Annotated in this window: 13 protein-coding genes; 3 read left to right on the plus strand and 10 right to left on the minus strand. The window is 40.9% G+C overall.

Going from position 1 to position 13,010, the window contains the following annotated elements:
• Positions 1 to 24: 24 nt before the first annotated feature.
• The 3 genes from LEP1GSC185_RS15180 to LEP1GSC185_RS15190 are packed head-to-tail and all read right to left on the minus strand — an operon-like array spanning position 25 to position 3,131.
• Positions 25 to 936: an alpha/beta fold hydrolase gene (locus tag LEP1GSC185_RS15180; protein ID WP_008590795.1), complete on the minus strand. Its 912-nt coding sequence runs from the start codon at positions 934 to 936 to the stop codon at positions 25 to 27.
• A gap of 7 nt (positions 937 to 943) precedes the next feature.
• Entirely contained in the window at positions 944 to 1,417 is a 474-nt protein-coding gene (locus tag LEP1GSC185_RS15185; RefSeq protein WP_008590443.1) for a cyclic nucleotide-binding domain-containing protein, read from the minus strand.
• Between the two features lie 49 nt (positions 1,418 to 1,466).
• Positions 1,467 to 3,131 carry a sensor histidine kinase gene (locus LEP1GSC185_RS15190; RefSeq protein ID WP_008591149.1) on the minus strand — a complete coding sequence of 555 codons (1,665 nt, stop codon included), beginning with the start codon at positions 3,129 to 3,131 and terminating at the stop codon, positions 1,467 to 1,469.
• A gap of 173 nt (positions 3,132 to 3,304) precedes the next feature.
• Here LEP1GSC185_RS15190 and LEP1GSC185_RS15195 point away from each other — a divergent pair, with 173 nt between their 5' ends.
• From LEP1GSC185_RS15195 to LEP1GSC185_RS15205, 3 genes are read left to right on the plus strand one after another with little or no spacing between them, the layout of a single operon-like run.
• Positions 3,305 to 4,534, plus strand: a complete 1,230-nt coding sequence (locus LEP1GSC185_RS15195; protein ID WP_008590005.1) for a DUF445 domain-containing protein — start codon at positions 3,305 to 3,307, stop codon at positions 4,532 to 4,534.
• A gap of 1 nt (position 4,535) precedes the next feature.
• Entirely contained in the window at positions 4,536 to 4,835 is a 300-nt protein-coding gene (locus LEP1GSC185_RS15200; RefSeq protein ID WP_008591468.1) for a hypothetical protein, read from the plus strand.
• A 10-nt stretch (positions 4,836 to 4,845) separates the two neighbouring features.
• Positions 4,846 to 5,823 (plus strand): alpha/beta hydrolase, encoded by a 978-nt coding sequence (locus LEP1GSC185_RS15205; protein ID WP_008591034.1) that lies wholly within the window; start codon positions 4,846 to 4,848, stop codon positions 5,821 to 5,823.
• On the opposite strand, the gene pgsW is transcribed toward LEP1GSC185_RS15205, so the two are convergent.
• From pgsW to LEP1GSC185_RS15240, 7 genes are all read right to left on the minus strand, one after another.
• Complete coding sequence (gene pgsW, locus LEP1GSC185_RS15210; protein WP_232298423.1) at positions 5,820 to 6,923, minus strand: poly-gamma-glutamate system protein; 1,104 nt, start codon at positions 6,921 to 6,923, stop codon at positions 5,820 to 5,822. The two genes, LEP1GSC185_RS15205 and pgsW, sit on opposite strands and share 4 nt — an antisense overlap.
• Positions 6,924 to 6,928: 5 nt before the next feature.
• Positions 6,929 to 7,393: a poly-gamma-glutamate biosynthesis protein PgsC gene (gene pgsC, locus LEP1GSC185_RS15215; RefSeq protein ID WP_008590462.1), complete on the minus strand. Its 465-nt coding sequence runs from the start codon at positions 7,391 to 7,393 to the stop codon at positions 6,929 to 6,931.
• A 1-nt stretch (position 7,394) separates the two neighbouring features.
• Positions 7,395 to 8,585 (minus strand): poly-gamma-glutamate synthase PgsB, encoded by a 1,191-nt coding sequence (gene pgsB / locus LEP1GSC185_RS15220; RefSeq protein ID WP_008591576.1) that lies wholly within the window; start codon positions 8,583 to 8,585, stop codon positions 7,395 to 7,397.
• Between the two features lie 42 nt (positions 8,586 to 8,627).
• Positions 8,628 to 10,235, minus strand: a complete 1,608-nt coding sequence (locus LEP1GSC185_RS15225; RefSeq protein WP_008589827.1) for a SpoIIE family protein phosphatase — start codon at positions 10,233 to 10,235, stop codon at positions 8,628 to 8,630.
• Positions 10,236 to 10,270: 35 nt separating this feature from the next.
• Positions 10,271 to 11,788, minus strand: a complete 1,518-nt coding sequence (locus LEP1GSC185_RS15230; protein ID WP_008590688.1) for a PAS domain-containing sensor histidine kinase — start codon at positions 11,786 to 11,788, stop codon at positions 10,271 to 10,273.
• A 197-nt stretch (positions 11,789 to 11,985) separates the two neighbouring features.
• Positions 11,986 to 12,387 (minus strand): FKBP-type peptidyl-prolyl cis-trans isomerase, encoded by a 402-nt coding sequence (locus LEP1GSC185_RS15235; RefSeq protein ID WP_008590410.1) that lies wholly within the window; start codon positions 12,385 to 12,387, stop codon positions 11,986 to 11,988.
• Complete coding sequence (locus LEP1GSC185_RS15240) at positions 12,384 to 12,743, minus strand: RNA recognition motif domain-containing protein (RefSeq protein ID WP_008591366.1); 360 nt, start codon at positions 12,741 to 12,743, stop codon at positions 12,384 to 12,386. The genes LEP1GSC185_RS15235 and LEP1GSC185_RS15240 overlap by 4 nt, the downstream gene beginning before the upstream one ends.
• Positions 12,744 to 13,010 lie beyond the last annotated feature (267 nt).

Below are 13,010 nucleotides of genomic sequence, written 5' to 3' on the forward strand. Positions count from 1 at the left end.
AAAAAACCGAAGTTTTCTTGGAGCTTACTTCACTAAAAATTCTTTGTAAGTATTCGCTACTTCTTCGGGCCTTTCCAACATAGGAACATGGCCCATATCTTTTAAGATCACCTTTTTAGATCCTTTGATCCCTTTTTCTAAGACCCCAGCGCCGGAGACGCTCAATACTCTGTCAGTATCTCCCCATAGAATCAGTGTTTTTGCTTGGATCTTATTCATATTTTCCTGTAACGGATAACCTGTAGATCTGATCTGTTTAAAAATATATTTATTAAATTCCGAATTTTTAACCGCTTTTTCCGCAAAATAAGAGGCTAAGAAGGAAGGGATCGGAGGGGGCGTAACAAAAACGAATTTCATCAATTCTTGAAATTCTTCCGCGTTAGTCGCTACTAAGTTATTCTTACCCTTCTCCAAATTTTTGGACAATTCACTTTTTTCGGGACTATTCACGCCCGAAGGAGCGAATAATCCTAAAGATAATATCTTTTGAGGATAAGTTGCCGCATACACTCCGGAGATTGCTCCTCCCATGGAGTTTCCTATGATATGGAATTTTTCCCAACCCAATGTACGAACGAACTCATCCAGTCGTTTCACTTGCTGAGTAACATTATAATCCTGATCCGCAATTCGATCATTCTCCCCAAAACCGGGAAGATCCACCGCCACTACGGTGTATGTAGGAGTAAGCCATTTGGAAAATCTAGTCCAATTGTCTTTATCTCCGCCGAATCCATGGACCATCAGTATTTTTTCGCTACCTTCTCCCCCTTCTAAATACACCCAGTTCCAAGGTTCAATCTTGGTTTGTTTTTTTTCCAGACCGGATTTCCATCTTTCATAGCCGATGCCGGTTTTAACGAGTGTCTCGGAACAATAGGTCAGTCCGAATAAAATTAGAAAAAGGTAGATTGGGAAAAATTTACGATTCATAGTTAGATCACGAATAACGTTTCTTTAATTCTCTAGCGTATGCTAAGTCATGAGTTAAAAGTCTCATTCTTTTCACCAAATAAGTGGTGATCCCTTTATAAAATTTCAGAGCAAGTTCCTTATCTGAATCTAAAATCTGTTGCAGGTGTTCGAAAGGAATTTCCAAAAGTTCGCAACGTTCCATTGCTTCTACCGTTCCGGCTCTTTTTCCCTGATCCAAAAACGGGAATTCTCCGAAATGATCACCTGTGGCGATCGTAGTCACGCTCACATCGTCCCCTTTTTCGGTGGAGGTCAAAATTTTTAGGGTTCCGTACATTACCACATAGAACGCTTTTGCATCGTTCCCTTCTTGGTAAACCGCGTCCCCTTGTTCGAGCACCTTGTATTTTGTCTTCTCCGCTATTTTGGCTAATTCATCCATAGAGAAGCTGGAAAATAAATAAATCTGGTGTAGGATTTCTTCTGTAGTGTGTTGCATGTGTTCCTTACCAAAGACCGAGTATTGAGCCTAGAAAAAAACCATCAAGCTACTTTCCTGGCTTCCGGTCCGGAATTCTAAGACGAAAAACAACTCCATTTTCCGAAGTAAATTCGGAGTTTGCCTTGAGCTGACTGGATAAGATCTCAATGAGCTGGATGCCGATGGTTCCGGAGCCGTTAAGATTTTCTTTTCGAAAGCCTACCCCGTCGTCTGAGTATGAGAAGACGATATTCTGTTCTTCTTTATAAATGCAGACTTGGATTTTTCCCGCACGATCTTTCGGAAATGCGTATTTTAAGGAGTTGGTGAGAAGTTCATTCAAGATCAATCCCAGAGGAATAGCTTTTTCAATACTTACTTCCAAAGAACTCAGATCCAATTGGAGTTGGATGCGGGGAAGTCCTCCGTAGGCCCGTATCAGATTGGAAGAAACAGTGGTAAAATAATTTTCCAAGTCCACCGCAGCAAAATTTTCGGATCGATAGAGTTCTGCATGAACGAATCCCATGGACTTGACTCGGTTCTCACATTCTTGCAAGATCCTTTTCAAGTTCGGATCATCCGTATTCTCATATTGTAAGCCAAGAAGACTGGAAACGACTTGTAGGTTATTTTTGACCCTATGATGTATCTCCTGGAGCATTGCCTCTTTTTCTTTTAAAGATCTTTCCAAAGTCCGGGTCATGGAATTTCTTTCGGTCACGTCCCTTACGATTCCCATATAACGGGAATCGTCGATACGGACCGCATTCACTTCCGCTTCTATAATTTTACCCGATTTACTTTTGAATCTTCTGTTTAAGATGACTGGTTGGCCCATTTCTAATGCAGGAATCCTACGCATTGAATCTGCAAAGCTGTCCTCATCCAGAATATCCTTTAAGCTGAATGTTTGGAGTTGCTCTTTGGTATACTCCAAAAGTTCGCAAATCCTTCTATTCACTTCTAAAATTTTAGTTTCAAAATTTGTAATGATGATGGAATCGGAAGCGCTCTCTACTAGAGAACGATATTTTCTTTCACTTTCTTCTAATAAAGAGATCGCCTTAACTCTTTCCGTTACATCGTATAATATGGAAAATAATACTCTTTTGCCCCCGAATTGTAACGGCCCGCTATACACTTCCATCTCACGGATTTCTCCGTTTTTTAATTTATGTTTGAATCGGAAATATTGCCGGGCTTCAAGCGCCGCTTGTTTCATTTCATCGAAAATTTGTTCCTTCGTAAAGATATTGATATCCGTTATCTTCATTTGCAAAAGTTCTTCTTGGCTGTATCCGTAAAATTGGATCGCTGCTTGATTTGCGTATAAAATATCACCTGAATCCGGATCTAAGATCCATTTAATTGCCTGGTTCGTTTCAAAAATTTGGCGAAAGGGTCTGTCGCTGGATAGGAATTCCTTCCAAAAAGAATTTTCGAGAAGAGCATCGGAACCTTCTTCCATTGGTTCCATCCTGATCCAAAATATTCCGTGAGTAAGGGTCCAATTTGCAATAATTCCGATATTCCCGGGAAATGAGAGAGGGCTTTTTCCCGGCTGCCACGAAAGTACAGCGTTTCCCTTCTCACCTTGGATCTTCTCCGTCCCATCCAAAAAGTAAGAGAGTGGGTTTTGTCTCCAGGACTCCAAAGGAAGATTGGTCTCAATGATCAATCCGGAAGGATCCAGAAGTATGCACCAGTATGGAAAGAAGGAGGATTTCATGTTTTAAACTGGAGAGGACTTTTTCCGGTATTTATTCGACTCTGAAAAATCTTTTTTCAAAACCTCGGTTCAGATCCGAAAAACAAACGGAAAAATAACTTGCAGTGCATTCCCTCGAAAAGGACTTTGCAATAGAACCGAATAGTATAGCGCACGCTACAGGAATTGAAAATATGGATTTGTCCTTCCTCAGTCAAAACAAAGAATTGATCGGGATCATCATGATGCCCTTTACCTACGGATTCGTGGGTTGGTTTACCAATGTGGTAGCCTTAAAAATGACCTTCTACCCATTGGAATTTGTAGGAATTCCTCCTTATTTAGGATGGCAAGGGATCGTTCCGAAGAAGGCCCAGAAATTGGCCTTAAAATCGGTAAATATAATGACCGAGAGGCTTATCAAGGTAGAGGACTTTTTCTCCAAAGTAGATCCGGATCAATTAGAGACCGAATTCCAACCGGTTCTAAACGAGCTTATTCCTTCCGCGACTCATGAGATCGTTCATCATATCAATCCAGTTCTTAGAAAACATTTAGAGAACGGACATGGAGAAGAGATCGTAAGAGCAGTCCAAGAGAAATGCGCTCATACTGTGAAGAATATCATGACGCAGGTAAAGGAAAACGTATCCTCCGTTTTCAATTTCAGATCCTTAGTATTACGTAAGCTCACAGGTCCGAATGTAGAAAGGATCGTAAACATATTCGAAGAAGTCGGATCTAAAGAATTCAAATTTATCGAACATTGTGGCTGGGCTCTTGGTGGAGCGCTCGGGATCGCACAGGCAGTACTTTGGAATTATCTTCCTATCTGGTGGACTCTTCCTATCCAAGGAGTGATCGTCGGATATATTACGAACTGGGTCGCGCTTACTATGATCTTCCGACCTCTTTACGAAAAAAAACTGGGACCGATCAAATACAGAGGATTATTCATCGCAAGACAGGAAGAAGTTTCCAAAAAATATTCCAACGTATTCGCAACACAAGTGCTCACTGCAAGAAACGTATTAGAAGAGATCTTGTACAAAAGAGCTGCCAGAACCCTAGTAGAAACCATCCAAGCAGAAACAGAATCCGCTGCTTCCCGCCTGAATCTAGCCGGACAGTTAGACGAAGAGAACAAGGGAGAAGATTCGGATTTCGAGAATACCAAAAAAGAAGTCATCCGTAAGGTAAGCGATTCCCTAGCAGGAAGTTCTACGAAACTAGAAACTTATATGGGAAGAGCGATGAGCATTGAGAACAATATGTTCAAACGTATGAAAGATCTTCCTCCTGAAGAATTCGAACCTATCTTAAGATCCGCCTTCCAAGAAGATGAGTATGTTCTTATACTGATCGGTTCAGTTTTAGGTGCAATCGTAGGTCTTGTACAAGGGATCTACATGATCACGGTGTAATATGGAGCTGATCAAGGTTACCGAATCGGATCCTGAGTCCTTCCTCCGGAAATTGACAAAAGCTATCTCCGGAGGTGAATTAGGCGCTATTACAAAGTTCGATCTGAAAGAAGACGATTTTTGTATTAAATTCTCGGGATTAGGCGAATCCAGGATCTGGTTTAAGTTACAAAGAGAAGGAGAGGGATTCTCCGCAGTCAAAAAAAGGGAAAAGATTGCTTTACTACATTTAGCATTCAGATCAGAAATGGAAAAAAATTTGGAGAATATTCTGATCCGACTCGGAGCAGAAGTTTCCTAAATATTACAGAATGTTACAATTCGGTTCGGATTCCAAAATAGCAACTCTACCATCCGGAATCCGAATCGCCTATCGGATCTTTCCAGGCAAATCCAAAGTCCCCCTCTTCTGCGTTCATGGCCTAACGGGAAATCTAAAAAACTTCGAACCGATCGCTCAAGGACTCTCCAAAAAAGGTATCACCGTGATCGTATACGATCTGCGAGGAAGAGGAAATTCCGACAAACCTAAGGAAGAATATTCCGCAAGAATTCACGCACAGGATCTGAAAGAACTTTCTACTATATTAGGATATTCTAAAATATCGATCCTCTCTCACTCTTTGGGCGCATGGATTACTCTCAGATTTGCGGAAAAATTCTCCAGTTTTTTGGAGAAGGCAGTTCTGATAGATGGAGGCGGTGAACTTTCCATCAAACGTAAAATTTCCAATCTACTCATGATACAAGGTTCTTTGGCACGGCTTGGCAGGAGGATACCTAGCAAGGAAATCTATCTACAAGAAGCTAAAAAATCTCCTCTGCTTTCCGCCTGGAATAGAAATATTCAGAATTTCTTATTGTACGAACTGGAACCGGTCGGTATACTTTCTAATTCTTTAATGCCCGGGGATACTTTTTACGGTCCGGTGCTCTGCTCTATTCCACCTTTTGTAATAGATTCGGAGCTAAAAAATATGGGAGGAGCGATGAAACCCGCGGGGATCATTGCCAGGATATTTAAGGATCCGAAAGAATTTTTCAAAACCGTCCAAGAAAACAAGATAATGCCCTACTCGACATTACGTTGTCCAGTGCTTGTGATCCGAGCTTTAAAACCGAATTTCAAACCGGGAGATGAACTTTTACCTTCTTCCGCTATCGAGAAGATGAAAGAAAAGATCCAAAATCTAAAAGTTTACGAACTCCCGGACAAAAATCATTATGAATCCGTATTATTGGAAGATAAGGAAAGAGACCTGGAGATTTTCAAATTTTTGAAATATTAAAGCGACTCGTCCCTGTCTTCTTCGATAAAATGGTCTCTTTTAAAAAATACATAAAGCAAAATTAAGATCCCTGTTAAAACTGCCGACGCCAAACGAAGATCATATTCGGATCTTTTGAATATTTTACCTTCTCCAATAGCCGGGATCTTTTTAGGCTGGATCGTAAATCCGTTTTGAGTCGCAAGCTCCTCTACTCGGACCAAATGAATGATCGGAATTCCTAAATTTGCGAATCGTCTCATGACGGAATCTTTTCCGTCTCTGATCACGGGATGTTTCAGATTCAAACCGGGTGAAAATTCTCCCGCATTCTTTTTGGTTCCGACGGAAACAGTCCCTCCGCCCACATTGATATAAGCCTTGTATTTCAGAATAGGGATCTCCGAAGAATATAATCCTATTCTTTCCTCCAGACTTTCCGAGTAGTTTTTAGAATGGAGCATTGTGAGAGAATTTTTGGAGACGGAATTTTGTAGCTTCTTAAACCCTTCTTTCGATATTCCGAAAGCTTGGTCCTCTATTCCTCCCCAACTATAGGCTAAGGACCTATAAGGAAATAACCCTTTGGTATAAAATAATATCTCCATATCCGGCCATAAAAGTTCGGGATCGTTCGCACCCCATTGGGAAGAAGTCATACTAGAGATAATTACGAGTTTCAGTTCCAAAGTTTTAGCGGCGGAATACACTGCAATATTCAAAGCAGGAAAAGAACCGGAAAGAGAAACTGCAACTGTATCTTTTTTTTGAACACCTGCTTGTATCAAATACTCTAAAACTAAAGCGCCAAAGTTCGGATTAATAGAGGTTTGTTTTGCTCGAAGCGATCCTAAATTGCTAGTAATAGGAGTAAAAAATTCTCCGATCAGTCCGGAACCGGAAGGATCAAAATCCAAATCGATCTTTTTGTTCTTAGATCCTTTGTATAGCTTAATCTCTTCGAACGCTTTTTCAGTGAGTTTTGCAGCTTCTATTTTTTCGGAATAGTGTTCTTGTATTTTTTCGGAACGAAAATGTTCCACAAGATACATTCCAAAAATCGAAAATAATGCAAGGACCAGGTAATAGACGACGGATTTGTCGGAAGATTTCCAATACATTCCCTTCAAGGCAATAACTCCTTTCCGAGAAATAAAATTAATATCAAACGAACGATTACGGAAGCAGTGAGTAAAGATGCAAAAGTTTCCAACCAACCTTGTCTATCCATCCAAACTGCGATAAGCCCAGGAATGATATGACCGACCGCCTTTACTTCCGATCCCAGATGGATCATTTCCGTAAAAAACAAGGGAAAAAACCATTCGTTGCAGATTGTATCCAACACGAAGCCGAGCAAGAGAAGAATTGCAGTCCTTCTTTTTCCGTACAATATTACAAATTTTGAAATAATCTTTCCTAAACCGAAAACACAAGCACTCACGAATAATGTCAGAAGAATGCTGATTGGTTCCTGAAATCTTAATGCGAAATACCCCGGGACTACGAGCCCGCCGGCTATCCCGAAAAATTCGGAAAAGAATAAACTGATCCCTAAACCTAATCCTATAGAAATGCTTAATAAATCCATATTAACCTTTCTGCATTTCCTTTCGTTTTAAACATTCCAGAAGTTCTAAACCCAAGCCGCCTATATTCCCAAGCCCGACTACCATCGAATCGGAAGGTAGAGACCTTTCTAAAAAATTTAGTATTTCATTAGCATTTAAATATTTCAGATCTTCTAATTTAGAATTTCTTACATTCAACTTCGAACAGGTCTTTTTAAATACCTCCGTTTCTTCTCCCGTAATCAAAATTAAGTCTGGAATATTCTTATTCCAGGAAAGGATTTCTTTTGCCATTTGTTCCGATCTTTCCGGTCTGTCCTTTCTACAATTAACAAGAGCGACTTTATATTTGAATTCAGTAAATCGGAGGATCGCATTCTCCCAAATATCTGCGGCGGATTTAGGATCGTTCGCCGCAAAACCGTTTGCAAATGCGATTCTTTTTGTCCCAATATCGTATTCCGTAAAGAACGTAGCCCCCAAATCCGGAGAATGGGACCACATTCCTTGGATCGCAATCTCGGGTTTTACCCCCAAGGATCCACATACTTCTAGGGCTAAAACAACGTTTTCGGGATGTTCATAATATGCAAAACCTTGCATATAATTTAGATCAGCATATTTTTCGAGACGAGCGGGAACAATTTCCGTATTCTTTCTTTTACTTATCTTTTCAAAAAACGGAAAAAACTCCTTTTCCGAAGTGAATAAGATTTTTGATTCCGGGATGGAGCCGCTTATAGCCAAAGCTACGTCCTTCTTCTCAGGGCCCATAATTTCCAAATGATCTTCTCTTACATTCGTGATGACTGCATGAGTAGCCTTGATTAATTTTTCTTCCGAAACTTTCTGATTAAACGGCAGAAGAGCCATACATTCCAAAACGATTACATTCGCCCCTTGCCTAACTGCTTCTTTGATCGCAAACTTCTGCTCTAAAATGTTGGGAGCGCCATATCTGATGATATTTTTTTCATCACCGTTAGGCAGGATCAGTCTAGGAACTGTTCCTGTGGTTTTAGCAAGAACGGAGAACCCGCCTTCTTTTAAACCGGATGCAATGAGTCTTGTGACTGAACTTTTTCCTCGAGTTCCGTTTACATGTATTCGGACCGGGATCTTGTTCCTTCTGGCGATATGAAAAATATATTCTACCGATCCGAATCCCAATATGATCAGGAGCAATGGAAATAATATAAGAAATTCGGACACGTAAAGAAGGTCCTTCCAAATAAGCTCTTAGGTCAACTTAGATTAGGTCAGGTTTAAAGAAATCAATGTGATATCGTCTTGTGGATCCTTTTCTCCCAAATGGGCTTTCATTTCCTTTATGATCTGAGAATGTAATTCTAGTCCGCTCAGTCCGGACTCTTTGTAAATTTTTTCGATCCGTTCTTCTCCGAAAGGATTTTGTTCGGAATCGAATTCCTCAAAGATCCCGTCGGTTAACATTAATATGGAATCTCCCTCCGAATAATCGTATTCTTCTTCCAGATATTCCATTTTTGCATTCAAACCTAAAAGAGATCCCGTTCTTTCCAAAGGTTTAATCCCTGATTTGGACTTCCATAAAAGTGCCGGGTGACCTCCGGATGCGAATCTGATTTTTCTTTCTACCGTATCCACATCCAAGATAAAACAGGAAAAATACATCTGCAGATTTTTGAAATTTCTGCAATAATCTATATTGATCCCTTTGATCAGTTCTAAAGGAGAATCAGCCAAATATTTTAGAGGTTCGTAAACCCCCTTGATTGTCATCGTCACAAGTGCAGCCTGGACCCCATGACCGGTAGCATCTGCCAGGATTACCCTAAGGACTCCGGGACGAAATTCGAATATATCGAACCAATCCCCTCCAACTTCCATTACCGGAACGTAATTTACAAAAGTCTGAACTCCCGGAATGGAATAATCGATCGGAGGAAGCAAACTGTTCTGCACTCTTTTAGCCAGATTCAATTCCTCTTTCATTAAACGATAAAATTTGGAAAGTTCTTTAGACCGGGATTCCACTTCCGCTTCCAAATTTTGTAGGAGGTCCAACCTTTCTCTGTCGACCGTTTTGAGCTCTTCTACTGTTCCCCTTAATTTCCTTTGGATAAAAATTCTGTCGGTAATATCTCGAAGAATAAGAGTATATCCTTTTCCGGAAGAAGTGTTTACTTTGGAGACGGAAACTTCTAAAATGGGTTCCGTTCCGTTCTTACGTCTCGCACGAAGTGGACCAAAGATCCCCCGGTCCGGATTTTCCCCCACCTGATATAATACTTTGGAAATATATTTTTTATGTCTGGATGGAAGTAGAAAATCCAAAGACTTTCCATTTACTTCCCAGGAAGAATATCCAAATAACTTCTCCGCTGCAGGGTTCATCATTACGATTTCCATAGATTCGTTCACGGAAAGAATGGAATCTAAAGAAGTTCTTACAAGTTCGGAAAGCCTTTCTTCCGATTCCTTGAGTTTGACTTCTCCTTCTTTTCTAGAAGTTACATCACGCAAGTAAACCGCTATGTCTTCGATAGAGGGAAAGATGCGGACCTCGTACCAGATATTCTCCTTTGGATCTAAGATCTCCAGATCTTTGGGGAGTCCGGAATGCATTGACTCTATCATAGCGGGGAATAAGGAAGTGTAATTGAATTGAGGAAGTATTTCGGGCAATCTTTTGCCGACTAAATTCTCCCGGATAATATCCAGCAGTTTTTCGGCTTCGAAGTTGGCGTATAATATCCTGAGCTCTCTGTCTAAGGACAAAAATGCGTCCGTAATTCTTTCTAAGATCCGAATTACATCTTTTCTAGAAGCGGATTGGAAAGGAGTTCGGATTCCGGAAGTTTTTTCCTCTGCTTCTGACATAGGAGATCAAAAGTATCTCCTCGCCTAAAGCAAGGTCAAGAAATCTTTTCCGAAGCCGGGATCATGATATGAAATGTGGCGAACTCATCCTCGGAACTTTCTACCTCTATCTCTCCGCCCATTTCCCGAACGATCTCATAGCTGACTGAAAGTCCTAACCCGGTTCCGACCGAGGTTGGTTTTGTGGTGAAGAATGGATCGAAAATCCGATTTAGATTCTCTTCGCAGATCCCGAGTCCCCAATCTTTGACAGTGACCCTAACAAACCGGGTATCTCCCCTCTCAACAACCGATTGTGATACTTGGAACTTCTTAAGATCGGTCTCAAAAGGGTATTTTTCGTTCAAAGAGTCTCGTGCGTTAGTGATCAAGTTTAGAAAAACCTGTTTTAGTTTTTGAGGTTCACCGATCACAAGCGGGATTTCGGTGTTTGTGTCCACCAAACTGTCTAATCCTTCTACTCGAATCCCATCCCGTACCAAAAATGGCATTAGAAGCTGAATGGAAGAATATAATATTTCTCCCGTGGAAACGTGGGCCTTTAAACCTTCTTCTTTATGAGCAAAACCTAATAGACTTCTTACGATCCCGGAAATTCTTTCACTTTCCCGGATGATCACTTCCATATTTTTGGAAAGAGATTCGTTCTCTTCTACCTGAGTGCGAACAAGTTCGGCGTAATTTAATATACCTGTAAGAGGATTATTAATCTCGTGCGCAACACCTGCGGCCAAAGTCCCCAAAGCTTCCAACTTTTGTCTATGTCTTTGAGACTCCATTCTTCTCAAACGATCTGAATCTGACTCTTTTTGTTGAGTGGTATCGGAGATCGCAAGTAAGATTGCGCTGATCTCTCCCTGTTTAGTAACGGGAGAAATTCTAATATAATAATGGCTTCTTTTGCCGGTGAAACTACTCCATTCCTCGAATGCTTCCGGCTTTCCTGTGCTCAATACTCTGGAAATCACAGACTGTAATTTTAATGAATCAGATGTTTTTAATACTTCGAAAAAGTTTTTCCCTTGGATCTCTTCTGCAGGAACGCCGGTAAACGTTTTATTGATGAATAATACATTCCCGTTCAGATCCATGATAACCACAAAATCCATTCCCTCCATCAGGAAAGAACGCCAGCGATAGTCAGAATCTTCTAAAGAATAATCCTTTAGAAGTCCTTCTTCATCCAACTCTTGTAATTGGACAAGGACTCTACCTTCTTCCGTCGGGATCCTGTTCGCTCTTACATATACTTTCTTATATCCGTTTACGGAAAGAAGTCTTGTTCTTGCGGAAAACACTTTAGGGACTTCATGCTTAAATCTGTCCATGAATGCGTCCATCAGGCTTTCCGTATCGTCCGGATGCGCGAACTGGGACCATTTCATTCTTCCTTCTATCTCCGTTTTTTTTCTTCCGGAGATGTCTTCGAACTTTTGGTTTACTAAGGCAATTGTCCCATCCGCTTCCACTAAAAAAGCAGCTAACGGTTGGTATTCAAATAGAGTACGATATTGGGAAGAAGATGCGTTGGTTAATGTGTGTTCTTGATTCAAAACCTTCTTCCTCCCCATTTTCTCTGTATAATAAATGGGAAGAGAGAGCTTGTTTAAATATTACAATTTTAGAAAAAAAAGATGAACTAGGATAAGTTGAGATGCAGGTTTGTCGTGAATTGGAGTGAAATCGTGATAATTTACTACTGTTGCTTCTTATCCGTTAGAATAGAAGCAACAGATTTAACACAGAATTGTCAGTAAACTTTCAGTAATTCTACTTCGAAGATCAGGGTAGAATTCGGAGGGATGGTGCCGGCTCCTGAGCTTCCGTAGCCCATTTCGGGAGGGATGGTCAATTTACGGACCCCACCTTCTTTCATACCTTGGACCCCTTTATCCCAGCCTCGGATCACTTGTCCAGCACCTAGGTCAAAACGGAACGGGGTTCCTCTGTCTTTGGAGCTATCGAATTTTTTTCCGTTGGTAAGCCAACCTGTATAGTGAACTGTTACGTTAGACCCATTGAAGGCCTCTTTTCCGGTCCCCTTTTTGATGTCTTTAATCACCAGACCGCTGCCTTGAGCGAATACTCCCAGGCTCAGAACGAATGCTGAGATTAAAATTGCGGTTAATATATGGATTCTTTTTAAATTCATTTTCCTCTACCTCCAGTACGTCTGACCGAACTTCCAAAACCTCCTGTGGTCTGGCTACCATGTACCTTATTGTGACTTGGCCCACCTTTCACAGTTTGTTTTTTATCGAATTCCTTTTTCCATTCATCGGCGTCTACCACCGTTAATACTTTTCCGGAAACCTCGTACTTGTTTAAAGCTTCCAGGGCCTTTTTTGCCGCCCCATCTTCCATTTCTAAAGAACCGTAACCCAAAGATCTCCCCGTGAGTTTATCCTTTTTAATGGAAATATGTTCGGCCTTTCCGTATTTGGAGAATAATTTTTCCAAATCTTCTTCCTTCCATTCCTGGGGAAGATTGCCCACTGAAATCTTCATACCGCCTCCTTTCTATAGTCCGTCCCGAAACATAGGTACCCAATATGTATTTGATTTCGGGCTTCAAGAACCTGGCCGTTAGACAGGTTCTTATTTCGCGACGATCGATTCACCGGTCCTTCGCTTTCTAAAAAACCGGTTAGATCACCCATTCTTTCAGGTCGGGGGGAAATCGAAAGCGCATTTCATATTCTGTATTTTGAAAAAGAAACCCGCGGAAATTTGGGTTGAGGCTCCTACTTTGCCTTAAATACTACCCAAAACACC

It is taken from the genome of Leptospira licerasiae serovar Varillal str. VAR 010, assembly GCF_000244755.1.
Classification (GTDB): Bacteria; Spirochaetota; Leptospiria; order Leptospirales; family Leptospiraceae; genus Leptospira_B; species Leptospira_B licerasiae.